The sequence below is a fragment of the Flavobacterium poyangense genome (assembly GCF_011751075.1).
GTDB classification, from domain to species: Bacteria; Bacteroidota; Bacteroidia; order Flavobacteriales; family Flavobacteriaceae; genus Flavobacterium; species Flavobacterium poyangense.
The window spans coordinates 324,424-350,378 of sequence record NZ_JAALLN010000001.1 but is presented as its reverse complement, the minus strand read 5'-3'; the positions used below and the strand labels follow the sequence as shown (position 1 = coordinate 350,378).

The 25,955-nt window shown below is 36.6% G+C and carries 17 protein-coding genes; 11 read left to right on the top strand and 6 right to left on the bottom strand.

Annotated features, from left to right (window positions below):
• Positions 1-65 precede the first annotated feature (65 nt).
• The 5 genes from G3A47_RS01385 to G3A47_RS01365 all read left to right on the top strand — a co-directional run bounded on the left by G3A47_RS01385 (position 66) and on the right by G3A47_RS01365 (position 7,113).
• The gene (locus tag G3A47_RS01385) at positions 66-1,142 is read left to right on the top strand and encodes a ligand-binding sensor domain-containing protein (RefSeq protein WP_166919701.1); all 1,077 of its coding nucleotides are present in this window, start codon (positions 66-68) and stop codon (positions 1,140-1,142) included.
• 248 nt (positions 1,143-1,390) lie between these two features.
• On the top strand, positions 1,391-3,409 hold the full coding sequence (gene mobC, locus G3A47_RS01380) for a conjugal transfer protein MobC (protein ID WP_166919699.1): 2,019 nt from the start codon (positions 1,391-1,393) through the stop codon (positions 3,407-3,409).
• Between the two features lie 184 nt (positions 3,410-3,593).
• The gene (locus tag G3A47_RS01375) at positions 3,594-4,730 is read left to right on the top strand and encodes a PDDEXK-like family protein (RefSeq protein WP_166919697.1); all 1,137 of its coding nucleotides are present in this window, start codon (positions 3,594-3,596) and stop codon (positions 4,728-4,730) included.
• A gap of 129 nt (positions 4,731-4,859) precedes the next feature.
• The gene (locus tag G3A47_RS01370) at positions 4,860-5,651 is read left to right on the top strand and encodes a phospholipase D-like domain-containing protein (protein ID WP_166919695.1); all 792 of its coding nucleotides are present in this window, start codon (positions 4,860-4,862) and stop codon (positions 5,649-5,651) included.
• Positions 5,652-5,937: 286 nt separating this feature from the next.
• Entirely contained in the window at positions 5,938-7,113 is a 1,176-nt protein-coding gene (locus G3A47_RS01365) for a hypothetical protein (protein WP_166919693.1), read from the top strand.
• Positions 7,114-7,135: 22 nt separating this feature from the next.
• Here the strand turns inward: G3A47_RS01365 and G3A47_RS01360 are convergent, their stop codons facing one another.
• Both G3A47_RS01360 and G3A47_RS01355 read right to left on the bottom strand, forming a co-directional pair.
• Positions 7,136-12,523 carry an N-6 DNA methylase gene (locus G3A47_RS01360; protein ID WP_166919691.1) on the bottom strand — a complete coding sequence of 1,796 codons (5,388 nt, stop codon included), beginning with the start codon at positions 12,521-12,523 and terminating at the stop codon, positions 7,136-7,138.
• Positions 12,510-12,947: a DUF1896 domain-containing protein gene (locus G3A47_RS01355; protein WP_166919689.1), complete on the bottom strand. Its 438-nt coding sequence runs from the start codon at positions 12,945-12,947 to the stop codon at positions 12,510-12,512. Before G3A47_RS01355 ends, G3A47_RS01360 begins: the two co-directional genes overlap by 14 nt.
• Before the next feature lie 381 nt (positions 12,948-13,328).
• Between G3A47_RS01355 and G3A47_RS01350 the strand changes: the two genes are divergently transcribed.
• Positions 13,329-14,840 (top strand): MauE/DoxX family redox-associated membrane protein, encoded by a 1,512-nt coding sequence (locus G3A47_RS01350; protein ID WP_166919687.1) that lies wholly within the window; start codon positions 13,329-13,331, stop codon positions 14,838-14,840.
• 104 nt (positions 14,841-14,944) lie between these two features.
• Positions 14,945-15,214, top strand: coding sequence for a DUF6520 family protein (locus G3A47_RS01345; RefSeq protein ID WP_166919685.1), 270 nt, complete (start codon positions 14,945-14,947; stop codon positions 15,212-15,214).
• A 61-nt stretch (positions 15,215-15,275) separates the two neighbouring features.
• On the opposite strand, the gene G3A47_RS01340 is transcribed toward G3A47_RS01345, so the two are convergent.
• The 3 genes from G3A47_RS01340 to G3A47_RS01330 form a co-directional block, all read right to left on the bottom strand.
• Positions 15,276-17,846 carry a S9 family peptidase gene (locus G3A47_RS01340; RefSeq protein WP_166919684.1) on the bottom strand — a complete coding sequence of 857 codons (2,571 nt, stop codon included), beginning with the start codon at positions 17,844-17,846 and terminating at the stop codon, positions 15,276-15,278.
• Between the two features lie 40 nt (positions 17,847-17,886).
• The gene (locus G3A47_RS01335) at positions 17,887-19,074 is read right to left on the bottom strand and encodes a RagB/SusD family nutrient uptake outer membrane protein (RefSeq protein WP_243860366.1); all 1,188 of its coding nucleotides are present in this window, start codon (positions 19,072-19,074) and stop codon (positions 17,887-17,889) included.
• Positions 19,075-19,296: 222 nt separating this feature from the next.
• Entirely contained in the window at positions 19,297-22,311 is a 3,015-nt protein-coding gene (locus tag G3A47_RS01330) for a SusC/RagA family TonB-linked outer membrane protein (RefSeq protein ID WP_166919682.1), read from the bottom strand.
• Positions 22,312-22,980: 669 nt separating this feature from the next.
• On the opposite strand from G3A47_RS01330, the gene G3A47_RS01325 reads away from it, so the two are divergent.
• Together G3A47_RS01325 and G3A47_RS01320 are read left to right on the top strand one after the other, a co-directional pair.
• The gene (locus tag G3A47_RS01325) at positions 22,981-23,232 is read left to right on the top strand and encodes a helix-turn-helix domain-containing protein (protein ID WP_166919681.1); all 252 of its coding nucleotides are present in this window, start codon (positions 22,981-22,983) and stop codon (positions 23,230-23,232) included.
• An 82-nt stretch (positions 23,233-23,314) separates the two neighbouring features.
• Complete coding sequence (locus tag G3A47_RS01320; protein WP_166919680.1) at positions 23,315-23,908, top strand: hypothetical protein; 594 nt, start codon at positions 23,315-23,317, stop codon at positions 23,906-23,908.
• Between the two features lie 112 nt (positions 23,909-24,020).
• On the opposite strand, the gene G3A47_RS01315 is transcribed toward G3A47_RS01320, so the two are convergent.
• Positions 24,021-24,197 (bottom strand): histone H1, encoded by a 177-nt coding sequence (locus tag G3A47_RS01315; RefSeq protein WP_128390614.1) that lies wholly within the window; start codon positions 24,195-24,197, stop codon positions 24,021-24,023.
• 507 nt (positions 24,198-24,704) lie between these two features.
• On the opposite strand from G3A47_RS01315, the gene G3A47_RS01310 reads away from it, so the two are divergent.
• Both G3A47_RS01310 and G3A47_RS01305 read left to right on the top strand, forming a co-directional pair.
• Positions 24,705-25,364 carry a response regulator gene (locus tag G3A47_RS01310; protein ID WP_166919679.1) on the top strand — a complete coding sequence of 220 codons (660 nt, stop codon included), beginning with the start codon at positions 24,705-24,707 and terminating at the stop codon, positions 25,362-25,364.
• A gap of 327 nt (positions 25,365-25,691) precedes the next feature.
• Positions 25,692-25,940 (top strand): hypothetical protein, encoded by a 249-nt coding sequence (locus tag G3A47_RS01305; RefSeq protein ID WP_166919678.1) that lies wholly within the window; start codon positions 25,692-25,694, stop codon positions 25,938-25,940.
• Positions 25,941-25,955 lie beyond the last annotated feature (15 nt).

Here is a 25,955-nt window from a genome sequence, read left to right as displayed (position 1 = left end):
TTGAGATATTCGTGTATTTTTATTACACATATAATTTGTTGTGCATCATATTTCAAAAACCTAAAATGAACAAAGGAATAAAATTGATTTTTTTAATACTCATATTGAAACTGAACTTTTCTTGTTTTGAAAAGAAATCAACAGAAAAAGAAACAAGCAAGCCAGAATTGGTTGCGACTTCAAAAACTAACACCTTGAAATTCACTTCAGGAATACGTGCTATCTTTCAAGACAGTAAAGGTAATTATTGGTTTGGAAGTAATAGTGAAGGTGTGAGTCTCTATAATGGCACATCATTTGAATACTTTACAATCAATGAAGGTTTATCAGACAATCAAATCCGTTCAATTCAGGAAGACAATAAAGGCAAAATTTGGATTGGAACTTCAAAAGGTGTAAGTGCGTATGACAAAGGAACTTTGACTCATTATCCGATAAAAAATAATGAACCAAAATATGAATGGAATAAAACCATTGGAGATTTATGGTTTTACGCAGGCGAAGAAGACGGAATAAGTCGTTTTGATGGAAAGAATATGAACTATTTAATCTTTCCAAAGCCTAAAAATGTAAATCTGAATAATTCCTATGGTGTAACAGACATATCAATGGAGCAAGACGGAAAAGTTTGGATTGCAACCTACGCAGCACTGTTTAACTATGATGGTAAAAAGGTAACTATTTTTGACCATAAAACCTTTAACCTGAAAGATAATGAGCTTTTGCATATAAGAAGTGTATTAGCAGATTCAAAAGGTCGAATTTGGTTTGGAAATAATGGAATTGGCGTAATACTTAAACAGGGAAATTCTTTAACTCATTTCTCGAAAGAACAAGGAAAATTAATCCCAATGAATGAGTTTGAAGCAAACACTAAAACGCAACAATTTACTAAAAATAAGGGATTGCAGTCCGTTTTTGTCATTGAAGAAGATTCTAAAGGAAACATTTGGTTTGGAGATCGAGATTCAGGAGCTTGGAAATATGACGGTAAAAAGTTGACAAATTACAAAATTGACTCAAAATTGAGTTCTCAAATGATTTGGAGCATTTATAAAGACCAAAACAAAAACTTGCTTTTTGGAATGGCAGAAGGTGGTGTTTATAAATTTAATGGGAAAACATTTGATAAACAATTTTAAAAAACACGAACACACAACAGCAATTTGATAAAATAGCGACTTTTCTACTAAATTTAAGTTCGGTGTTTTGATTGATCTTTACAAAGGAATTAGGGGAGAACATTTAGAGAATTATCCGATTTATTTGGATAATATTTTTATGTAGTACAAAACCTAAAAGATACCACATAAAGCCATATACTGCCATAATCTAACAGCAATGCCTGTAAGATTTTAAATTGACACCAGAATTTTAAAGTATTTATAATATGCAGGGTGAAGATGATTTAAGAGGTTTGGCGAAAATAATGGCTTTTATGAGGGCAGTAAGTATTCTTTTTGTACTGATGCACCTTTATTGGTTTTGCTACGGTTTCTTTTTACAACGTGACTGGACGTTGGAAGTAATCAACAAGATATTAGACAATTTCGACAAGACGGCAGGTTTGTTCTCACATACCCTTTATACCAAAGTATTCGCTTTAGTTTTGCTTGCTTTGAGCTGTTTAGGGACAAAAGGTGTAAAGAATGAAAAAGTAACGTGGTCTAAAATTAACGTGGCTTTGGGCATTGGTTTTATCCTTTTCTTTCTTAACACTCCGTTATTAAACCTATCTCTAGCAAGAGGTACATTCCTCTATATCTTTACTATCTCATTAGGTTATATCGCTTTAATGATGGCAGGAGTATGGATGAGCAGGTTATTGAAAAATAACCTGATGGAGGATGTTTTCAATAATGAGAACGAGAGCTTTCAACAGGAAACCAAGCTAATGGAAAACGAATATTCGATCAATTTACCTACTAAATTTTATTATAAAGGCAAATGGAACGATGGCTGGATCAATATCGTTAATCCTTTTAGAGCAACTATTGTACTGGGAACTCCTGGATCAGGTAAATCATATGCTGTCGTAAATAATTTCATCAAGCAACAGATAGAAAAGGGGTTCTCGATGTATATCTATGATTTTAAGTTTGATGACCTTTCTACAATCGCTTACAATCATTTACTAAAGCATTCCGACAAGTATAATGTAGCCCCTAAGTTTTATGTCATAAACTTCGATGATCCCCGTAAAAGCCATCGTTGCAATCCGCTTAATCCTGATTTTATGACTGATATTTCAGATGCTTATGAGGCAGCTTATACGATCATGTTAAATTTGAACAGGTCTTGGATACAGAAGCAGGGGGATTTTTTTGTGGAAAGCCCAATTATACTTTTGGCAGCTATCATTTGGTACCTGAAAATCTATCAGGACGGGAAGTATTGCACTTTTCCACACGCAATTGAATTGCTCAATAAAAAATATGAAGACGTTTTTACGATCCTAACCACTTATTCAGAATTAGAAAATTATCTATCCCCGTTCATGGATGCGTGGAAAGGTGGAGCGCAAGACCAGTTGCAAGGACAGATTGCTTCGGCTAAAATTCCTTTATCAAGGATGATTTCCCCACAGCTTTATTGGGTTATGACAGGGGATGATTTTTCACTCGACATTAACAATCCCAAAGAACCAAAGATTTTATGTGTAGGCAATAATCCAGACCGTCAGAATATTTATTCGGCAGCATTAGGATTATACAATTCAAGGATTGTAAAACTCATTAACAAAAAAGGACAGCTTAAGAGTTCTGTTATCATTGATGAGTTACCTACAATTTACTTCAGAGGACTTGACAATTTGATTGCAACTGCCAGATCAAATAAAGTTGCTGTATGTCTTGGTTTTCAGGATTTTTCACAATTGACAAGAGATTATGGAGATAAGGAAAGTAAGGTCATTCAGAATACCGTTGGTAACGTATTTAGCGGTCAAGTTGTTGGAGAAACAGCAAAGAGTCTCTCGGAACGATTTGGGAAAGTATTGCAAAAAAGACAAAGTATGACCATCAATCGAAATGATAAATCTACTTCTATTTCCACACAGTTAGACAGTCTGATACCGGCTTCTAAAATATCAACCCTAACGCAAGGAATGTTTGTAGGATCTGTATCAGACAATTTTGATGAACGTATTGAACAAAAGATTTTTCATGCTGAAATTGTAGTAGATAATGATAAGGTTGCTGCTGAAACCAAAACCTTTAAAAAGATTCCGAAGATTCGCTCGTTTGTTGATCGGTATGGAGAAGATCAAATGAAGCACGAAATTGAAGCAAATTACAAGCAGATAAAATCGGACGTTTTGAATATTGTGGAAAGTGAAATGATGCGTATAAAAAATGATCCTGATTTACAATATTTAGTATCAAAGGATAATATTAAAGGGGATAAGTAAAACAAATATTTCCAGAGCCTATAAGTTGACTGAGTAATTTTCTTACATTATATTCTTTCAATTATTTATAAAAGGGTATATTTATCACTAAAATAAATTTAATTATACTGGGGAGATCTAGGGAAAATTATTTCTACTAGGGACAGTTTCTGAACAGTAAATTTTACATGAAAAAGATAATTCTATGGATATAGTAAACTTGCTTAATCAAGTTAAGATTATAAATAAAAAAAATACAGAAATTTTAGACGCAACTGGTAGTCGATTTAATATGTTCCGGATATGTGGGGTCAATCATTATGAAAACACACATTCTGCAATTATTTCTGAGTTTTTAAATCCCGTTGGAACACACGGATTAAAATCGGATTTATTAAAGTGTTTTATTGAAACACTGGGAGATTTTTTTGCAATCAAAAATTTCAATTTTGAAAGCGCAAGAATTCATACCGAACACTCAACCCGACATGGACGGATCGATATTCTAATTGAGGATAATCGGCAGAATGCTATAATCATAGAAAATAAAATTTATGCAAAAGATCAGCCTGAACAATTAAAAAGATATGACAAGTATGCTCAAATGTACCGGAATGGCTACCAAATACTGTATTTGACACTATTTGGAGATCAAGCCACTTTACAAAGTGGAGAAGGAATCTCTTATTTATCAATTTCATATCAAGATCATATAATTAAATGGCTGGAAGAATGTGTAGCAATTTCGTCACGCCATCCTATTGTAAGAGAAACAATAATTCAATATATCAATCATGTAAAGCAACTAACGCACCAAGATATGAGCATAAAAAACCAAACTGAAATTACCGAGGTACTATCTAAAATAGAAAATTTACGTGCTGCTAAAGTAATTTCACAAAACTATTCTGCAACGTTTGATTACCTTTCTGAAAAATACTTTAACCCTAAAATGGAAGTATTTGCATTGCAACAAGGATTGGAATATCATTTTGAATACAGCGAGGAATCCTATATAAGATTTCATCTAACAAAGTCGAGTTGGCAAGGCAAATATTGGATAGGATTTACTTTTGAATCTAACAGGTGTTTCTATGGTCTATGTAATAATCCTAATGTGTATAGGATTCCCGAAGAAACTAGAAAGAAAATTCATGAAGAATTGGAGAGTTTAAATGTTGGTTCTGCTAAAGAAAGTAATTGGTGGCCTTTTTATTCTTATTTTACAAATCTAACTCTCGATGTTTGGGAAAACGACATTATTAAGGACGACTATTTCTTCGATGATTGTAAAGAAAAAATTAAACAATTACTGATAGCAATAGAAAAAACAGAATTATAATTTCAACGGCTGATCAGTAATCTGCAGCTAACCAAACTGGCCTATTTTTAGGGATCAGGAGTTTCTTTACACGATGAAGATTCTCTATATTGACAACTTTAGTTATTAGTCAAACATTAGTTAAACTTTATGACAACAGCACTCTTCAAAAACATCAAAAAAAACATTGAATCCAATATTTATGGCGCGAAAGAATCAATAGTGATTTCTGTTGCATGGTTTACTAACAAAGATCTTTTAGGACAGTTAAGTGATAAACTCGAAAGTGGATGCTCAGTTGAAATAATAATCAGTGATCATTTTGAAAATACAAGATTGTCTTTTGAAAGCTTCATTAAAAAAGGAGGGAAGGTCTATATTTTACAGACACGAAGTGGAAAATTTCTACACGATAAGTTTGCTATTTTTGATGGAGTCAAATTAATTGCTGGCTCTTATAATTGGACCTATTCTGCGGAGTATTATAATCATGAATTTGTTATTCAAAGCGATGATTTACAACTTTTAAAGCAATTTTCTATCCGTTTTCGAAATCTTAAAGAAATTGTCACTAGCTACGACAAATTAATTTTAGGTTCACATGATGCGCTTTTATCAGAAACAAAAGAAGATTCATTTTTAATCTTAGAGAATGAATTACATGACGAACTAATTGCTTCTGTGGACTTATCAATAAAAGCTGGTGCAAAAATTAATAGATCGATTATTCTAAATCAGATTTACGATTATGGTGCTATTGGCGCAGCAAATCGTCTGATAGTAGAAGGCACAGAAAAATTACATTCAGGATTAATAAAGATGTTTCATATTAACAGACTCGATCTTACAATTGAAAGTATAATTCAAAAGGAAAAATATAGAGTTTTATTTACTGATGAAATACTTCTAAAAGCCCAGCAAAGATTGGCACAATTACAATAATTAATGTAGCATGTCCCATTATGTTTTTGTATTCTTAGAAAGATCTTCTTTACTATATTTATAACAGCCGGGACAGGGTTGCTCGACTTTTAGAGAAAAAAATGAAAAGAAAAAGTATTAGATGAATATCAAGTTACACGTGCTAAATGATCATTTCCAAGTATTAGTAAGTTTGAGTTTGCGCTCGTGCAGAAATTAAAGTTTTACGACCAATAATGGACAACGAGATATTTACCAACTTCACCAATAACGCGACCATCGGTAGTTATTTTATAAAAATTAATTAATGAAAAATGTAATAATTAGAACAGTATTTTTATTTATAATAAACTTTATGTGTTTGGGGCAAACAAGAAATACAAAGTTCCAATTAGCTGATGAAGATAAACTGACATTAACTTTAAATGGAAAGGTCGCAAGTGCCAAGGTAAAAAATGAAAATGTAGTTGGGAAGTTTTCTGATTCATTAGTCTATTTTTTTAACGAGAAAGGATTACCAGATAAAATCATCTATTATGGTTTAGGGTTAGATGTAATTCTTTCCAAAAAGCTCGTAAATGAAGAAGTTCACTACACTTTCAAAGAAGGTAAATTACTTTCTAAGCTTAATAAACTCAGCTTTGGCAATGATGGCGACGTTTATGAATATGATGAAAACAGGAATCTGATTTTATTAAAAGAATATTATACAAATATTCTAGTAAAAGAAACCTCTTTCAAGTATGATGATAAAAATAGAATGACTGAAAAAATGGAATATCTTTTTGGAGGATTTAGTAATTACAATCCCAAAACTCAAGAAGGAAAATCTAACTATTTGCGCGAAATTGAGAAATATGAATATAACAGTAACGACAAAGTAGTTTTAAAACTTACTCATAGTTTTGGGGAAAACAAGGCAGTTGAGATGACTCAATATAAATACGATGAACAGGGCAATTTGATTGAAGAAGGTAATTGTTCTAGCTATGGAGATCCTAATTGTATAATAAAGCCATTGTTTGCATATCAATATAATTCTAAGAATTTACTCATTAGAGAATATCAATTAGCAAAATTTTCTCCCCACAATACTGACCAATATTATTCTTATGACGATAAGGGTAACGAAGTTGAAGTAAAGGGCATCTACATTTACTCTGATAAAGAATCATATGTGGGGTATAATTACAAATTTGATTATGACAAGTTTGGCAACAAAATAAAAGAGCAAGAAATTATAGGGAATTACAGAAGTATTGGATTCGAAAAATATAAAACACAAATTACTCAATATGATAGTTTTCAAAATATGATATTAGATGAATTTATAGCCTCAGATGGCTCATATATCAAAACGGTAAAAAAAGTTTATGATTATGATAAGAAAGGTAATTGGACAAAAATGGAAACTTACGAAGGCAAAAATAAAAATGAGCTAAAACTTGTAGAAATTTCTAAACGAGAAATTAAATACAAGTAATTGAAATAGCAACTCAAAACCACTAACTAAAACGGCTGACCCTATGCGGCTGAATACTATTGATTTCAATTGTTTCATCACGTTCTTTATTTTCGGGTGTTATAGACAACTGTATCTGCCTCTCAACGGCAGCAAGTTCGGTTTTAAGCTCACTTAATCTACTCTCCTTTGTCCATGTACCATTAACGACTTCCTGAAGTACAGGAAGATCTTTTTCAAGTTCGGCTATTTTCTTCTTTTCCTGCTGAATATATCCTGGTAGCTTTTCCAATGATTTAAGGAAGTTTGTAGCCGCTGTTTGAGGATCTTTAGCCATTATACCATTATTGTAGGTATATTTTATGGCGCTTTCGCCCTGTGCGAAAAAACGATTTATTCGAATATCGATGCCTTCTTTTTCAGACACTTCAGTTTTTACTAATAGTCGAAATCCGTACAGACTACCAATTTCTTCATATTCTCCTGCGGTACGGGTGCTATCGGCAATTTGATTGAGTTTAGCTCCTATTTGTTGTACATCGGAATTAAGTGATAGACCTTCAAGCTGAAGGGGATTGGATAGGGTACCGTCCGGTTGTTTTTGTAGACGAGCCTGTAAGTTGTTCCAGTCAAGGTTAAATTTGTCCAGATGCGATCTGGCATTTGTAAGTGTTGCAATAGTATCTTCTAATTTGTATTTGGAACTAAATTTGGATCGGTTAAATGCTTGCTTTTCGCTTTCCAATCCGGCAATCTGTTTTTCCAGTTTCGCTTTATCCAGCAGATCAGTGTTCCCGGAAAGAATAGCCACATATTCCGAAAAGTTCATCCCTGATTTTTCATCCATACTGCCCTCATCAATGGTTCGCTTTCCGAGCTTATTGGATTTGAGCTGCTCTATAAAAAGTTGTTTGTTGTATAGTAAGTTAAATTTGTAGCTGTCTAATGATTTTTCAACTGCATAGATAATTATATCTACTTGGTTTTCGGCAAAGAATTTGGCAATTTCATTTCCTTTTCGAATAGCTCTTCCATCACGTTGGGCAAGATCGCTTGGCCTCCACGGCGTATCAAGATGATGGACTGCTACGGCTCTTTTTTGAGCATTAACCCCAGTACCAAGCATACTGGTGGAACCAAACATTACACGGATTTTACCTTCATTCATTGCACTTATCATTTCCTTGCGCTGCTTGTCGCTTTTAGCTTCCTGAATAAAACGGATTTCTTGGGCAGGTATTCCATGGTCATCTACGAGCTTTCGTTTGATTTCAGAATAAACATTCCATTCGCCCGGTTTATAAGTGCCCAAATCAGAGAAAACGAACTGCGTTCCTTTTTGAGCATTGTATTGATTGTAGTATTTAGCGATGTTTGCTGCACAATGCGAAGCTTTGTTGTCAGGATGATCGTCATACCTGCCACTTACCATACGCATATCAAGTGACATCTTGCGGGCATAGTCAGTAGCGATGAGCATCTTTGCTTTTTCTTCGCTGGCACTCAGTTTTGGTCTGCCCAATAGCTCTGCATTTCCTGTTTTGGCAAACTCCATTAGTTTTTTGATAAATACTTCCTGGTCGGGTGTAGGGGGGATGTTGTACAACACCTCATTTTTATTGGGGCGGTCAATACCAATATCTTTTGCTGTACGGTAATCCGTAATTTCTGAATAGAACTGCGCCAGTTCCGGAACTTTAATAAAGTAGCGAAAGCGTTCTTTGGCTACAATATTGTTGGCCACCGAAAATTCATAATCGGTTGTTTTTCGTGCATAGATGGCTGCCCAGGCATCAAAAGAATATATGCCTTGTTTCTCCATTGCTCGCGGTCGCAGGTATTTAAAAAGCAAGTATAATTCCGTCAGTGAGTTGCTGATGGTGGTACCTGAAAGAAAAGTTGCTCCCATATCGGTATCCGTTCGCTCCTGTATGGTACGGATAGCGAATAGCAGGTTCATTGCCTTTTGGCTACCATCCACATTGCCTAATCCTGCCACCCGGGTGTGACGGGTGTTAAACATCAGGTTTTTAAACTGGTGGCTTTCATCCACAAAAAGATGGTCAATGCCCATCATTTTAAAATCCACAATATCATCTTTGCGGTTCTCGATATCATGCTCAAGGGTTTTAAGTTTTACCTCTAAGTTTTCTTTTCGCTTGATTACACCGGCAAGCATTCCTCTTGTGACTTCTTTGCCTTGCGATTGCAATGCATCGAGATTTCGTTCCACACTGTCAAGTTCCATTTCAAGGATTTCCTTTTGCATTTCGGGTGACTGTGGAATCATGCCGAACTGATCATGCGTGAGTATCACGCAGTCCCAATCGTTATTTTTAATATCACCGAAAATACGCAGCCGTTTCTGGGGTGTGAAGTCTTCTTTTCCCGGAAACAAAATCTTGGCATGTGGGTAAGCAGTACGGTAGGCTTCGGCTATTTCATGGACGTTGCTTTTGAGTCCTATTATCATCGGCTTGTGAGCCAGTCCCAGACGTTTCATTTCCTGCGCCGCGGTACACATTACTAATGTTTTACCGGCACCTACTTCATGATCACAAATTGCACCGTTGTTGAGCTTAATCATCCAAACGGTATCCTTTTGGCTGGAATACAAGTCTTCAATACCTAATGCTTTACGGTCTAAGCCGGGAAAGTCCTGATGTGTTCCATCATAGTTCGGGCGAACAAAACAGTTAAAGGTATCATTGTATTGGTTGGTAAGCCTTGTTTTAAACTCATCGTTCTGGCCATGAAGCCATTCGGTAAAGTCAGTACGTATTTCGTCAATTTTTGTATTTGCCATTTGTATGGCTTCCATATCACGAACCTTTACTTCCTGATTGCCAACGATCACCTTTTTAGTAATATCGGGCGTAGTATTAACAAGAGCATGTTTGAGAAGTGCAATACCGTCAAAGGTTCTGCTCTCGGCTTTAACAGCATATTTATCCCAAATGTGTACGTTTTTGCGGTCACACTTTACGGAATAATCATCGGAGCTTTCCGAGTAATGAACCAGTACATCAGTATCGAACAAGTAAGATGCGAAGTGGGCATAGATACCTGTGGGTATCCAGCGTTCGCCTAAATTAAAGTCGAGTTCCTCAAATTCAATTCGCCTTGGGCGGTTTTCCTCCAATACAATAAGGCTTGTTTTGGCAGCTGTGTCATCAGGATTGTTTTCGATATAAGCTCTTACGTTTTGAGCTTTTTCTACTACGTTACCGGCAATCCAGCGTTCAGAAATTTCATATTCCCTCTCTAAGGGGTTATAGAAAATACGACCATGTAAGGCTCCTTTCAAAGAGTCACTGGTCATTCCACTGATTTTGGACATGTAGTCCAAATCCACATGTCCGAATTTATTCAGTGATGCCGCTAGCGCTTCTTCAGGATTGTCGGTTGCAATGGAAAGGTTTGAGAAACTTACCGGATGGCTGAATATATCTGCTTTATGTACAATCCCTCCAATGACACGTTCCAGATAAGGCATTTCTTTTCCGGCACTGTCGGTTTTAATAAGCTTGATGTTTTCGGTGCTGTTAAGACTTCCGTATCTTTTAAAAAAGGTGTCATAAAGATGATTGAGTTTTTCCCTTTCTTGCTTATGCTCGTTTTGAAGTTCAGCTTCTTTTATATATAATTGCTGATAAATATCCCGCACTTTGATATATGCTTCGGCTCTTGCTTTTTGTAATGTCGGTAGTTGTAGGGGATGGAAAACAGCCGTGCTGTCTGCCTTATTTACATTTTGCAAATAACCTACCCAGTTCTGATCCATGACCAAGCAATCGTTTCGATGAAAGGATTGCAAGGGGTCAGTATATGGAGCAGGTTTAGGTATGGTAAAGGGAACAGCTCCGTTATCGATCTGACCATTACCGTTTATGTTCGAAAAAAGATCACCTATAGCTTCCTGTTTTTTACCATCCGATAATGGTCTAGCATTGGTTGTTTTATGGGTGAGATCCGTTGTATAAACTGGTGGTATTGTACTAGTGAAGAGATCCATCTGAGGACCTGTTGGTTGGCGATTTGTCTTGGTATTTTGTCTTTTAGTTGTTGTAGTTTTTTTTGACTTGGCGGGAACTACTGAGGGTTGATCTATATTTTCAAAGAGGTCGAAAATGCTTAGCTGCTTTGATTCCAGCGGGCTTTTGCTGGTAATTACCGGAGTGGATAAAGATTGTATTTCTGGCTGAATATTTACAGGTTTAACAATCGGTGGGGAGGTCGTTTGTGTTGTTGGTATATAAATAACCGGCTCATCATTGCCTTTGTTTCTGTAAAGACTCAAATTGAGATGCTCGTTAAGATCTTCGAAAAGCAATTGTTTTAAATCTTTGGCAATGCCATTAACCCCATCTTTATGGGTATAAATCAATGCAGGTTGTCCGTATGGATCGGTATCTAATTTTTGGTCAGTATGTACAATTCTTGTACTATGAAGAAGAAGCGCATTACCAGGGGTATTGTATTGTGTTTGCTTGCTTTGGCAAAACAGTTCTTCTGTCTCGGTCAGACCTTGTTTTGCTTTGTTCTTTTGAAGGACAATTAAATCACTACCAACTTCTGTTCCTGCATAGTCGGTAAAGAGATTATTGGGTAAGCGCACAACTGAAACTAAATTATTACTCTGCATGAGTGCCCTGCGTATAGGTTCATTCTTAGGACTGTTGAGAATACCCTGTGAGGTAATATAAGCCATTATGCCACCATCACGCAGCATTTCGATTCCTTTTAGGAAAAAGTAATTGTGAACGCTTCGGGCTGCCAGTACTTTTGCGGGGTCTTTACTTCGAGAATAGGAAAGGTCAAATACCGATGTATCACCAAAGGGAATGTTACTGGCAATTACATCATAAGTATTTTGTTCTTTTTCCGGAATTTCCTCAAAACCGCTTATTCGGATATTACTATCATTATAAAGCTGTCTTAGAATTTTACCTGTTAATAAATCCTTTTCATAAGCCGTAACATGGGCCTTTTGATTTTCTGAAAAGGACTGTATGAATGATCCTATGCCCGCGGAAGGTTCGAGGAATTTATCCATGTTCAAACCACTTTCATGCAGTGCAGAGGAAACTGCATCTATAACCTGTGGTGGTGTATAAAAAGCCGTAAGGACGGAGCTTTTCATACTATTGACATATTGCCTGTACTGCTTTTCGTCTGTAGAATTTTCTTTGAGTAGTTGGTGAAGTTTTCGGGTAAGTGGAAATAAGTCGTGTTCAGCTTTTCTCCAATGATTGATGTCTATTTCATTCTCTATGGGATTTAGAACGAATTTAAGCCCGCCAAATCCGCTGTATTGCATCATTGTGGCTCTTTCTTCCTCTGAAGCTTGCCGGTTTTCCTGTTCTAATTTAAAAGCAATCCGAAGCGCCTCACTATTGTCCTGGAGATGCTGGCGTTTATTGAAGCCCATTTTCGTCGATCCAAATAGCTATGGTTCCTGTCAGCTCGGTATAGAGTAGATCAAACTCTGAGGTATCTGCAAAATCATTTTTAAGTAGATAGTTGGCGAAAACAGGCTCACAGACCCAAAACATTTTAAGGGCAAAAGGACGTAGTTCTTCGTCTGCCATTAGGGTATCAAATTCGTTGCAAACGACCTTAAATACTGTATCGAATTTAGAGAAATGTAAGCCTTCAAAGAGAATGTAATTTGCAATCTCTTCACATTGAGCAATAGGATTTCCGGATAGAAAAGCCCCTTGGTAAGCATTCGCTGCCCAGGATGAACGTTGTTCTATAAATTTGTGATTATCTGTTTTTTCAGGAAAGCTGGTCAGTAATAATTCCTCTAATCGTAATTTGAAATACGAAAGATCTTTTTGATGTGTATTCATATTTTTTTATTTAGATTTTAAAGCGGTAACGAATGTAGATCCGTTATTGAAGTGTTCTCTTTTTGTGGAATAGTTTGGCCTTACCAGACATCATTTGGCTGATACGAAAGCTAGAAAGCAGGATTTTCTATAATAATTATCTGTTTTGGCAGGTTTTTCACAATACACGCTATATCGATCTGATATAATTTTGTTTAGGTTTCAATTCCAATCTATTTGCCGCAGATCATAACCTACTAAACTTTTACACCTTACGGGAATTGAAAATGTTTCTTAAAAGCTTATCAAAATCTTTATTTGTGAAGTAATGTGCTTTTTCCAGTCTTGGGTATTATGCGTGTTGTATCACAGGATTCATTTATTATTTAATATTCTGATGTTATGAGATTCAACAGCAACCTTAAAAGCATTATTTTAGAACTAATTTGCCTGCTCTATATCTTTTTGTTTGTATACGCGGCGGTAAGTAAATTGGTGGATTTTGAAAACTTCAGGATACAACTGGGACAGTCTCCTTTGCTCAGTGCCTTTGCTTATTGGGTTTCCATTTTAGTACCAGTTACCGAACTTTTGATCTGTACGCTGCTGATTATTCCACGATTTCGTTTAACAGGACTCTTTGCTTCTTATGGTCTGATGGTCATGTTTACGGTCTATATTTTTATTGTATTACACTATACCAGTTTTGTTCCCTGTTCCTGTGGAGGGGTTTTGGAAAAGTTAAGCTGGACAGAACATTTAATCTTCAACGGAATTTTTGTTCTGATGGCAGTAATCGGAATCATACTTTACAGGTTGATTACACCTTTAGAAAAGGATAGGATTAAACCACAGAAACTTAGTTTTATCTTAATAGGAATAGGACTGTTCAGTTCAGCAGTTGTGATTGTACTATTTATACTCTCTGAAAATATTGTCCATTATCATAATAAACTGACTCGAAGATTTCCTCATACGCCGGCTAAGGTGATCCATACCAGTAACCTAAAACTCAATTCGTATTACATAGCAGGAATTGACAGTGATAAAATATATCTGGGAAATGATACAGCTCCTTTATTAGTCACAGTATTGGACCAGCAGTTAAAACAGATAGAGAAAAAAGTTATTGATCTTGAACCAAAAGACCTTCCTTTTCAGGCAGTGAAAATTATTGTTCAATCACCATACTTTTTTGTTTTAGATGGAAGAGTACCTTGTCTTTACAGGGGCCAGACAAAAGACTGGAAAGCGAGAATAAAAGTAAGGGGAGGAGCTTATTTTACAACTGCTGAGGCCATTGATTCAACTGCCGTTGCTGTGCGGGCACACTCTTCTATAAATGGGGAGAGTATATTGGGAGTAATTGATCTGGATAAAGGAAAAACAATTCTAAATCCGGAAATTTTGCAAAAGCAATTTGATGGAGTATTCGATACCGATGGTCAATTGCTTTATAGCCCTGAGCTTAAAAGAATCGTTTTCTTATATGCTTATCGTAACGAATTTACAGTTGCTGACCGGGATTTAAAAATTGATTTTAGAGGAAATACCATTGATACTATAACACGTGCAAAACTCACAGTGGTTAGAATAAAAGAAAAAGGGCAGAGAAAATTAGCCAAACCGCCTTTGTTTGTCAATAAAAGCAGTGCGGTGAGTAAAGATTTGTTATTTGTGAATTCTGCTATTCCAGGGCACTACGAAGATGATAAAATATGGAAAAGTGCCAGTATAATAGATGTGTATGATATCGCTCAAAAACGATACTTATTTAGTTTTTGCATCTATGATATAAAAGGTAAAAAGCTAAAAAGTTTCATAATCCAGGGCAATAAATTAATAGCTCTAATAGGCAGCCATATTGTTCGTTACGATCTCGATGAGAAAATTATTTCGAATTATAGAAAATAAGATAATACAGTATTGAAAACATCAAAAATCTATTGGCCGATAGCAGGGATTTGATCGAAAACCTGTAAAAAAGAGTAGATCGTTAACCATGAAATTTTATAATTATGAAAACTAAATTTTTTAAGTTCGTATTGCCTCTGGCAGTAGTTGCATTTGGCATGACAAGTGCCATGAATACAAATTCTTTGGATAAAGCCGATGCTGAAGCGGCTCCTATTATGGGATGGAAACACGTTTCGGGTGCAACTCCTTGTGCAGCTGTGCAGGAATGTTCAAATTCAGGAAACTTTGATTGCACTGCTCCTGATGGAAGCCAACTTTATGCCAAACCTATTTCAACCTGTCTTACACCTTTAAAAAGAAATGTACAGTAGTTGAAATTGACACTTTGATTTAAAAATTTGATGCCGTTCAATTCTGAACGGCATCATTTGTTTATTGGAAATCGCTTTTCATCCAGTCTTTCGGCGGTTCATTTTTAAGATAATGTCCGAACCACTGATCAATACGGGAGCTTAGATCTTTTTGGTTTTTCCGCTGGGTTAGATTATGCCCTTCATGGGGATAAACCAGTAAGATGTGCTCTTTCCCCAATCGGCGAAGCGCCATATAAAACTCCTTACTTTGCAGATAGTGTACATGTGTATCCTCACCGCCCGTCCATGCCAGTAAAGGAGTAGTAACACTAGAGGCTTGCAGGACAGGAGAATTCTTCAAGTACGGGGTTGTGTCTTCAAAAAGCGATTTGCCGATGCGGAGTTGGTCGTATTCCGCGCGATAAAAATCGGGTCTGTTAAAGGTAGTACCCACATAAAGATAACTACTGACCAGATCTGTCCATGCTGCCCCTGAAACTGCTGCGGCAAAACGCCCTGTTTGTGTGATAATGAGATCCGTCTCATAACCTCCAAAGGAATGTCCAATAAGACCTACTTTTAATGGATCAACAACTCCTTTCCCAATTACGGTATCTACTGCAGCCAGTACACTTTTAGTGATATACCCAGCTAAATTCCCAATTTCAAAATCCATGTCAGGAAGCAGGACAAAATAACCCTGCTGGGTAAAACGCGTAACATTAAAGCCATCACTGGAATGAGAAGTCGGATTGATATAGTCATTGAAGTGTTGAAATTGTCTTTCATAAATATTTACAATCATCGGATATTGAACTCCTGTCTTGTACCCTGCAGGATAGTATAGAATGCCCTGCATTGTTTTTTCATTTACTTTAAATAAAATCCTTTCTGTTTTGCCCCAATAAAAGTGCTTCTGCTGAGGGTTACTCTGAAAGATTTCCTTAGATGATTTTTCGTAAAACATCAGTTTTGGAGCGCACTCGTAGCTCTGTTCCACATAAAGATAACTGTTGCTCTTAGAAGCTTTGACAAGCTGATTGGTCTTTTTGGATTCCCATACGAGTTTTTGCTCACGATTTTTAGAATCCCATTTAAAAAATCCCGAGGCTCCTGATAGCTGATTGGTGGCTTGCAATAGGAACCCTTTGTCTAAAGAAAGCGATAAGGATTTGGGCACAATTTGATCTTCAGGGTAAATGGGTTCAGGTATCTCACTCTTAATACGATAGGTTATATTATTTTCCCTTCCTTTGGTAAGCCTTCTTTTGTCTTTCCCATCCAAGGATAGTTCCCAAAGGTCATACTGATCGTACAGGACAATAGAATTGTCCTGTACCGTCCACCCAGCAACACCGTAAGGTGTCTTTTGGCCGGGTTTATCCTGATTCTTAAAAAATTGTGGAACAAGTGAAACAGAGATGTTGGCATGCATGTCAGTATTTATATCGTATATCCACCAGTGATCCCCTTTAACATAAGCTAAATAGCGTCCATCAGGTGATGGTATTGTGAGGTGATCTCCCGAGTAGCGTTCCAGTATTTTTTTTCGTTTACCTGTTTGAAGATTCACCAGATAAAGATCATAAGGACCATCAAAACTACTTTGAGGCTCATAAGCTATTGGATCATAAACAAAGGCATACCTGTAATCTCCACTGAGAAAACCCTTAGGCTGCTCTTTGTTGGTAACAGGCAGAAAGGTATTGGTTTTGACCGACCACACAGCCAGTTTATCCATATGAATGTACTGTCCTATATACTTTTTGTGATCGAAAACCAGCTTGTCTTTGGTATTCCATATCTCTACGGCATCAGGCTCTATAAGTGGCTGTTCTTTGGGATCTTCACTCATCCAGAAAAAGATACGCTCCTCATCCTTAGAGATCGTAAGGGTTTGGTGTTTTTGGTCAGAGACCTTCATACCTTTTGGGAATTGAGCCTCTTTTCTCGAATCAAAAACAGAAAGTTTACCACTTGGAATGTGATAGCTGAAAAGCTGTGGAGCCTGCTCATCATATTGTACAAAAGCAATGGTTTGTCCGCGCCAGTTTAAATTCTGAAACTCCTCAATACTACCTTGTAGGATAGACTGTCTTTTTAGTGTTGCTTCGAAGCTTATATAACCTATTTCATTTCCTGAGGAAGACTTAGAACAGTAGAGCAGTCCGTTTCGGTGAGGCTCATGATGCCACTGGCTAACACGGGGAATTTCAAGTTTTTTGTTTCCCTTTAGATCCTGAACAATAAGCGTTAGTTCGCCATTGGAATCTTTAACCAGTACTGATAAAAAGGTGTGATTAGCGGAAAATGAAAAGTCTTCGATAGCCGGTATTCTAGTTTGACTGCCTTTGTTCAGATCAACGATGTTCAGAGTATCATGCGCTATACACGCAAACTGCAATTCCCCATTAAAAAAGCCCTGTTTGGCATAAGGAAAAGCATATATAGTATTCCCTTTAGTACTTTTTACAAATAAGGTATCTTTTTTAGATTCATACATCAAAAGGTAACTCGACCATTGTCCTTTATCGGATAACTTATCGATCAGTAGTTTGCTCCATAGGGAATAATTAGCCTCTGTTAGGTTTCGTTTAGGAACTTCCTGCCCCCAGCAGGTAGCCGTTACAACAAAACATAACATGCCCATTAAGAAGCGGTTAAACTTCTTTAGGTAGTCTGATATGGGCTTAATATCCCCCATTTTGCGGAGCTAGATTAGGATTAAGTAAAAGTTCAGATTCAGGAATAGGAAGCAGACGATCAGTGGTTTCCCATTGTTGTTTTACAGGTGCAAGAACCGCATCAAGCTTTCCGGTTCTTTTCAGGTCAAAAAAACGATGTCCCAGTTCAGTGAAAAACTCCAAACGGCGTTCCTGAAGAACTGCCGCGATGATTTCATTCGCGCTTACGGCAGTTGTATTGCCCAGTCCTGCCAGATTTCTGGTTTTGTTCAGGTCTTCTTTTGCGCCAATGAGATCGCCCTGATGGGCACGAGCCTCGGCTCTGATAAGATATTGTTCGGCTGTTCTGAGAATAACAGAATACTCGGCCGATGTACCTGTATTAAAGGCTTCTTTATATTTGTTGGCATGATACCAAGTGGAAGTACCGTTGATAACAGCTTTGAGCCAAACAGTCTTACGCAGATCGTCATTACTGAAGGCATCAAACAAATCCTGACTAATAGCCAGCGAAGGAGGAGGACCTTGGGTGAAAATGAAAGTTTCCGCTTCATGAGTATTCATTCCGTCAGTGGAAGGCATCAATTGCCATATGGTGGTAGGACTTCCTTTTAGAAATACGTCGTTAAGATCGGAAGGCCAAGAATACAAGTCGGATTGATTTAACACCGAAGAAGCGGCATCCGAAGCCTCATCCCATTGTTTTAAATAAAGACATACCCTTGCAAGGAGCGCCTGTGCCGCCCATTTATTAACCCTGATCCTCTCGGGAGTATTGTACTGAGGGGCAAGTAAATCCGAAGTCTCAAGCAAATCCTTTTTGATGAGTTGATACACTTCATTCTCGGGCATTCGGTGTACGATACTGTTCTGCTTGTAATCGGTGGTACGGATATAAGGCACATCACCAAAAACATTACAAAGGTAAAAGTGGATTAATGCTCGGATAAATAAAGCTTCACCAGTGAGTTGTTCCTTATCTTTTGCTTCCAAAGCATCCGATGCGGCAAGCCCTTCAATGATGGCATTGGCGGCATAAATCTGATTGTAGCTGTTATTCCACAATTGCAGAATTTCATTGTCGGAAGCCAGTAATGAATTGGTATAAAATCCGGACTGAATACTGCCTGATATGCCATAATACTTCAATTCATCGGTATAAAGTCCCAATTGACTGGAAAGTCCCGTCGGCATACCGGTGAGAAGCCCCTGTTCACGGATTTTGGTGTAAATATCAGCCATTGCTGAATTGGCAGTGGCTTTGTCTTTATAAACGTCTTTGGCATTCAGTTGAGAAGACGGAAGGTCTATCTCGGTAAAACTATCACAGGCAGTCAGTGTGCTTAGAAGAATGCTCCAAAGCGCCAGTAAAAACAGCAGTGGTTTACTATTTTTCATAAGATTATATTTTTGAAGTTAAAAAGTGACCTGTAAACTTGTTGTGATCATACGAAGAGGAGGCAGGTATCCTGAAGAGCGAAACTCAGGGTCAATTCCTTTATAAGGAGTAAGGGTCAGTAGGTTCTGTCCTTGCAGACTGAGTCTGCAGGCAATATTCCTTGTCCATTTTTGTGGCAGATCCCATGAAAGGGAAACATTTTTCAGACGGATAAATGAAGCATCACTAATAGCGGCATCACTTTGAGAATAGCGGATACTGGCTGCCCTAAAATCAGAGTTACTATCGCTGTAAGCCTGATAAGGACCTGTATCTCCGAGATTTTGCCAGTGACGAACAACAGCTTCATGCTGATTGACCATGGTTCCGGGCATTGAAGTCCTGAAATTCTCGTTAAAGTTTTCCTGTTTGACAAACTGCAAAAGAAAATCCAGTTGTACATTGCCGTAACGAAGCTGATTTTGAAATCCGCCATAATAGTCGGGACTAAGATCTTTGAGTACCTTTTTGTCATCCGAGGCAGAGAATTTACCATCCCCGTTAAAATCTTTAAACTGGTAACTACCTGTAACTGGATCGAGTCCGGTGTACTGGTATACTTTTACAATATTTACAGGCTGTCCAATTACATATTGATTCCGGTAAGAAGAACCTTCCAGCCCCGGAAAAGAAAGCAGTTCATTTTTGGCGCGGGTAATATTAAAACTACTGATCCAGCTAAACTCTTTGTTTTGAATGTTCACGGTACGAAGACTAAATTCGATGCCGCTGTTTTCAACTTCAGCATCCAGATTAGCGCGCAGTTCGGAAAAACCCGTCGTTCCTGCCAGTGGTATTCCTACCAATTGACTCGACGAGCGATTGCGATACCATGCAATAGTAGTGGTGATACGATCATTTAAAAATCCCAGTTCCAAAGCCGCTTCGAGTTTTTCATTGGTTTCCCATCCAAAGTCAGGATTGAAAAGGCGGGTAGGGGTCAAACCGTTAATCCCTCCATAGATGTATCCTGAAGTACTATACGTGTCTAAATACTGATAATCGCCAATTTGGTCGTTACCGCTGGTTCCATAGCTGGCGCGTAGTTTTCCAAAGCGTAAAAAAGGTATTTTTTCTTTTACAAAATCCTCCAAACTAAACACCCACGCTGCGCCGACAGCCCCAAAAGTCGCAAACTGCCTGCCGGGTCCAAAGCGGCTTGATCCGTCACGTCTTCCTGTAAAATTAAGAAGGTATTTACCCTGCCAGTTTAAATTAATACGTCCAAAAAGAGCCTGATACCGATAAAGGGTTTCATCGCTGTTTAAGATCAGATATGTATTGGCTGATGCAGGATTTTCAATCAGGCTGTTACTGGCAAAACCTTCACCTGCGCTTATAAGCTGATTGCTTTTTTGCTGTTGGAAAGTAGTTCCCGCAAGTACTTCTATTTTTCCTTTGCCAAGACTGTAATTCCACCCCAGTTGAGGTTCGATGATCCATGAGCTTCGGTTGACCGTATTGGCAAATACGGCAGAGACTTCACTTCCTAATCCGTAAGAAGGATTGTAACTCGTTGAAGGAAGTAAATTGAGCTGATCCTGATTAAGGTCAGTATATCCCAGACTGGTTTTAGCTGTAAATCCTTTTCCTAAGTCATAAGATAGAAGAACGTTAGCCAAGAAATCATAAGTATCTCCTTTAATCTTTCCCTCTAGTTTGGCCAAAGGATTTTCAAAAGTATTGTTTTCCCAATTGAGTTTTCCTTTATCGTCATACAGGGCAGGAGCATTAGGCACTAAGGTAATAGCATCGCGGGTAAGGTCAACAGAGGGCAGATAGCTGAACTGTGCGGTATAGCCTGTACTAAGTGTTACCTTGAACTTCTGATCTGTTGAAACATGATTGAGGCTAAAATGTCCGTTGGCTTTGATATAATCGAAATCTCCGGGATATACGGTGCTTTCTCTGTTGTAATTACCACTTAAAAGAAATTGTGTCTGCGCGGAACCTCCCGATAGCGAAGCCTGAACATTGGTATAGCTGGCTGATCCTCCAAGTAGTTTTTTCTGCCAGTTGGTATTTCTGTTTTGATCCCACGTACCGTTTACATCATAAGCATCCGAGGGATAATCTGTAACCCCGTCATTAGCGAAAGCTTCCCTGCGCATAGCTAGATACTGCGAGGTATTCATCAGATCCATAAAGTGAGCCACACGTCCATAACCATTGGAATACGTAGTACTAAAAGTAGTTTTACCTTCTTTTCCTTTTTTGGTTGTGATCAGAACCACACCATTAGCACCTCTTGAACCATAAATGGCAGTAGCATCGGCATCTTTTAGTACTTCAACACTGGCAATATCTCCGGGATTGATACTGTTAAGCGGGCTGTTCTGTGCAGGCATATTACCCGATGTATAAGAACTCCCGATAGACTGTGAGGAATAAGGAACACCGTCAATAATATAAAGAGGACTATTACCATCGAGTCTAAGACTGTTCTGCCCACGGATTTCTATCTCAAAACTACCACCGGGCATCCCTGAGTTCTGAATAATATTCACCCCCGCCATTCTTCCTTGCATAGCGGCAAGGACATTAGAGACAGGTTGTTTTTCGATGTCTTTGGAGGATAGTTTTACAATGCTGCCGGTGCGCTCACTATCTTTTACAGAATAATACCCGGCATTGATGGTTACTTCCTTAAGTGTGGTGGCGTCTTCTTGCATTCGCAAATTAATTGTCGACTGAGAACCAACTGGGATTTCTACCGTTTTATAACCGATATAGGAAAAGACAAGAATGTTCGAAGTAATAGCATTGATGGTATAACGACCATCCTGATCGGTTGTGGTGGATACTGCTGATCCTTTTACACTTATTGTTACTCCCGGCATAGGTCCAAGAGCGTCTGTCACAACACCTGTGATTGGGTTTTGGATAAGCTTTGCTGAATTTGCATTAGCTTCCATGGGATACCAGAGAAATAATGCAAAAAGAAAAAAGTATAAACCGTAAGGTTTTCCTTTGTTGAATGAAAGATTTTTCATAGTTTTAGATAAGATTAAAATTGAACGAAAGTTTGGTTTTCTTTTGCCTTCTATACTAGTATTCCACCACGAGAATAGAAGGCTTTTTCTTGTTAATTAGTTTGCCATAGGCGTAAGGTATTTATGTTTATAAGGTTTAAAAACTAAATCAATTGGGTATTTAAATCGAATTGCATTTTCTCTTTTATCATTTGTCATAAAAGAATCCTACTGTGCAGTATAATAACCTGACCCATCCCTAAACTAACTCAAGCAGGACTACCAACGACTAGGGTCAGGCATTATAAAAATGAAATAAAGAAACTACACCATAAGCAAACCGATTAAGGATTAAACAACGGGTGCGAACTTTCAAACATTGAAGGCTTTGAAAAGCTGAGAAATAGTCTCAAAAAAAGAGGCGCGGAACTCAGCTTATCCGTTTTCAAGGCACTGGTATACCCACGCACGAATAAGTGAGCCCACGCCATTTGACGTGAGCATCATACTTATCATCTCGTGCGTTTAAAAAAGTACCAGTTTTTTGAAAACGAGATTCAAAGCGAATGCTTCAAATATTTTATGTGAAGAATCGCAAATTTAATTATTAATATCAAATGTACGACAAATTTTTATAAAAGCAATCTATAGATTGCCTTTTTTCTTTTTTTTTAAGACGATTTTTATCATATGGAAGGAAATGGCTATAAAAATAAGAGAATACAACTAGGCCAAAGGATTATGTATCTAAGGAATCAATGTATTAATAAAGATACAGGTAAACCTATTTCACAAGAAGAATTAGGATTGAGAACAGGACTTGCAAAAAATCATATAGGAAAAATTGAAAGAGGACAAACTAATCCGAAGATTGAAACATTGTTTAGTATCGCAAATGAATTAAATGTTGATATTAAGGAATTGTTTGTGTTTGATTTATAAAATTAAAAGTTAAAGGTGCTACGGCATCATTTTTTAAACAAAAAAGTTTATAAATAAGAGTTACAAAATAAAGGAAATAGAAATGGGATTAATGGTGCATAGTTTAGAAGGGATTCCCGAAGAACATCATAGGGATTATTACATATACTTGCTTGACTATGGTTGGCAAGAACCTTTGAGTGATATCTTAATTAAAAATTTTGGTAGAATGGCCGCGTTTGCTTCAGAACAAAAGAATGCTGTAGTAATTATGAAAACTGATTCTGGAGTTCATTTTAGTGACGAGGTTTTATCTTGGCATAGTATAAATGGAGATAATGCTGATGAGGATCAGTTGTTACCTGCAATACTAGTTACAAATCGACATCCTGCAATATTTCGAAAAAGAGCATCTGTTTCTGAAAATGAGGAAGTAGAGGAGAATTTAAAACTTGTATTATTTCCACTAAAAAAACATTGCAAGGACTCACCTGAAGTAATTACGTTAATACAAACTATTTTCTCTAAAATTAAGCAAGGTCAAGATTTGGACAACTTTAAAATAACTAGTGAAAAAAAGAAGGGATTTCGTGGCGCAATTGCTCATTCAATAATTCTCGAGCCGAATTTTAGTGGATTAGGCTTTAGCTTTAATAAATTTTGGAAGTATCTCAATGATGATAAAAAGCTAAATTAACTAGGAAAATGATTTAGTTGTTAACTATGGAGTACAGGTTAAATCGTTTAATTTTTTATAATAAAGAATAAACCTCGTTTAAAAATAAACGAGGTTTTATTACATCCAAAAGCTACTTCTTAGATTCTTCTATAGAAACTTTTCTAAATTCTTTTAAAAGTTTCTCCAACTCTAAAGTTGACTTACGAGCTCTTGCTCCGGCAGCTTTTACACCTTTCTCAATTAGTGAATCCGATTCAGTTTTAAATGTTTCGATTTCCGCGTTGATTTTTTCGATTAAATCTTTCATTAAATAATGTTTTAAATTATGGGGCGCAAAAGTATTAGTTTCTGACTGTTTTAAACAATTTTTATGAAAAAAATACGCGACTCTATACCTTGCCCAAAATCACTTTTCCCTCATTTTTAATTAAAATTCAATTTTTTTTGAGTTTGAAAGATCATTCTAAAACAAATTAAATTTTTCCTTTTGTTAAGTAATTACTGATAATTCGATTAGAAATAGAATACGATTATTTAAAAAAATTGATATTCTTAAATTAATATTATGTGTGTTAAAATTAACATAAATAGTGTAAAATAATGTTTTTTTAGTAAAAATACAGTTATATATTTATTTATATTGATAAATATTTAATTTTGATTTTTAAGTGCTAAGCAGCTAATTCCTGTTAGAATTTAAAAGAAAAACTTTTAGTGAAATCAATTTTTATAGGTAGTACAGGATATAATAAAAGAAAAGCGATATGTTCTACTGATGAAATTTTAAACTAATTAAAACATCAAAATTTGAATAATGAACATTCTTATTGTAGATGATCATCCCATGAATGTAGAATTATATGAAAATGTACTTCTACAAGATTTTGCATCATACAAGCCTCTTGTTGTTACAAAAGCATACAACTGCAAAGAGGGTTTTATGGCGATTGAATATGCTAAATTAAAACATGAACTGTTTTTTGATTTAGCGATTCTCGATTATTCTTTACCAATTTATCAAGAGAAAAATATTTTATCAGGAGCTGACTTGGCTAACCTTATTAGAAGATATTTTGAAAACTGCAAAATCATAATTATAACATCACATACGCAGAAGCTTTTGGTTTATGACATAATTAGGAAAATTAAACCTGAAGGAATCGCTATAAAAACGGATGTAACTACCTCAAGCTTTACTAATATTGTTTGTCATGTTTTAGAAGGTAACCTGTATCAAAGTGTACTGGTTAAAGAATATGTTAGTGAAATCTGGAAAAAGGAGCTAATGGTGGAAGACACCAACAGACAAATTCTTTTTTACTTGGCTAAAGGCTATAGAGTTAAAGAACTAGAAGAAGTAATACCACTAGCTGCAAGCACGATTCAAAGGCGCATTGTAGACCTTAAGAAAATCTTTGGAGTAATTGATGACAGCAACCTTGTAAAAGAGGTAATTAAGCAAGGATTTTTGTAATTGTTAAAATAATTAACATAGATGAGGGTTCTGCTATCTCATTTGTTAATTCTGTATTTGTAGTAATTATCTGTATGGGTTTTCTTTTTACATTCGGCCCAGTATTATCGTAAAAATACTTTTAAATTTTAATTGAATTGCTATCATTATCATTATAATGATGGTGTTTTGTTTGTTTTTTAGTGAAATATTTAACCAGTATAACAATATTTAGTCGCGATAAATTGCGGTCTTACCTTTTATTAGACCAAAGGAAAAATGAAATAAAGGAGACGCTAGGCCCATGCGCGTTAAAGGGATTAATCAACCAATTTTAATTTATTAATTATGCAATTAGAAGCATTAAATTCTGCAAGATTTGAGCCACTTACTAAAGAACAATTAAAAAATGTTGCAGGTGGTGTAGATCGAGAAGGAACGAGCGAACAAGTTCGTGAGGGCCAACCGAGGTTATTTGTTTATAAAGGAGTTAAGTATTATATTAAAGCAGATAAATTCACACAAGACATGGAAACTGGAGAGTATAAATGTTTAGAACTGCAAGGTATGGATGGTAAGTGGACTACTATAGTTTAGTCTATTTTTTAAATT

What these genes read in the sequence shown, in the direction of transcription:
- G3A47_RS01385 (WP_166919701.1), top strand. Translation starts at nt 66, where the DNA reads ATGAACAAAGGAATAAAATTGATTTTTTTAATACTCATATTGAAACTG.
- mobC (WP_166919699.1), top strand. Translation starts at nt 1,391, where the DNA reads ATGCAGGGTGAAGATGATTTAAGAGGTTTGGCGAAAATAATGGCTTTT.
- G3A47_RS01375 (WP_166919697.1), top strand. Translation starts at nt 3,594, where the DNA reads ATGGATATAGTAAACTTGCTTAATCAAGTTAAGATTATAAATAAAAAA.
- G3A47_RS01370 (WP_166919695.1), top strand. Translation starts at nt 4,860, where the DNA reads ATGACAACAGCACTCTTCAAAAACATCAAAAAAAACATTGAATCCAAT.
- G3A47_RS01365 (WP_166919693.1), top strand. Translation starts at nt 5,938, where the DNA reads ATGAAAAATGTAATAATTAGAACAGTATTTTTATTTATAATAAACTTT.
- G3A47_RS01360 (WP_166919691.1), bottom strand. Translation starts at nt 12,523, where the DNA reads ATGGGCTTCAATAAACGCCAGCATCTCCAGGACAATAGTGAGGCGCTT.
- G3A47_RS01355 (WP_166919689.1), bottom strand. Translation starts at nt 12,947, where the DNA reads ATGAATACACATCAAAAAGATCTTTCGTATTTCAAATTACGATTAGAG.
- G3A47_RS01350 (WP_166919687.1), top strand. Translation starts at nt 13,329, where the DNA reads ATGAGATTCAACAGCAACCTTAAAAGCATTATTTTAGAACTAATTTGC.
- G3A47_RS01345 (WP_166919685.1), top strand. Translation starts at nt 14,945, where the DNA reads ATGAAAACTAAATTTTTTAAGTTCGTATTGCCTCTGGCAGTAGTTGCA.
- G3A47_RS01340 (WP_166919684.1), bottom strand. Translation starts at nt 17,846, where the DNA reads ATGGGCATGTTATGTTTTGTTGTAACGGCTACCTGCTGGGGGCAGGAA.
- G3A47_RS01335 (WP_243860366.1), bottom strand. Translation starts at nt 19,074, where the DNA reads ATGCCGACGGGACTTTCCAGTCAATTGGGACTTTATACCGATGAATTG.
- G3A47_RS01330 (WP_166919682.1), bottom strand. Translation starts at nt 22,311, where the DNA reads ATGAAAAATCTTTCATTCAACAAAGGAAAACCTTACGGTTTATACTTT.
- G3A47_RS01325 (WP_166919681.1), top strand. Translation starts at nt 22,981, where the DNA reads ATGGAAGGAAATGGCTATAAAAATAAGAGAATACAACTAGGCCAAAGG.
- G3A47_RS01320 (WP_166919680.1), top strand. Translation starts at nt 23,315, where the DNA reads ATGGGATTAATGGTGCATAGTTTAGAAGGGATTCCCGAAGAACATCAT.
- G3A47_RS01315 (WP_128390614.1), bottom strand. Translation starts at nt 24,197, where the DNA reads ATGAAAGATTTAATCGAAAAAATCAACGCGGAAATCGAAACATTTAAA.
- G3A47_RS01310 (WP_166919679.1), top strand. Translation starts at nt 24,705, where the DNA reads ATGAACATTCTTATTGTAGATGATCATCCCATGAATGTAGAATTATAT.
- G3A47_RS01305 (WP_166919678.1), top strand. Translation starts at nt 25,692, where the DNA reads ATGCAATTAGAAGCATTAAATTCTGCAAGATTTGAGCCACTTACTAAA.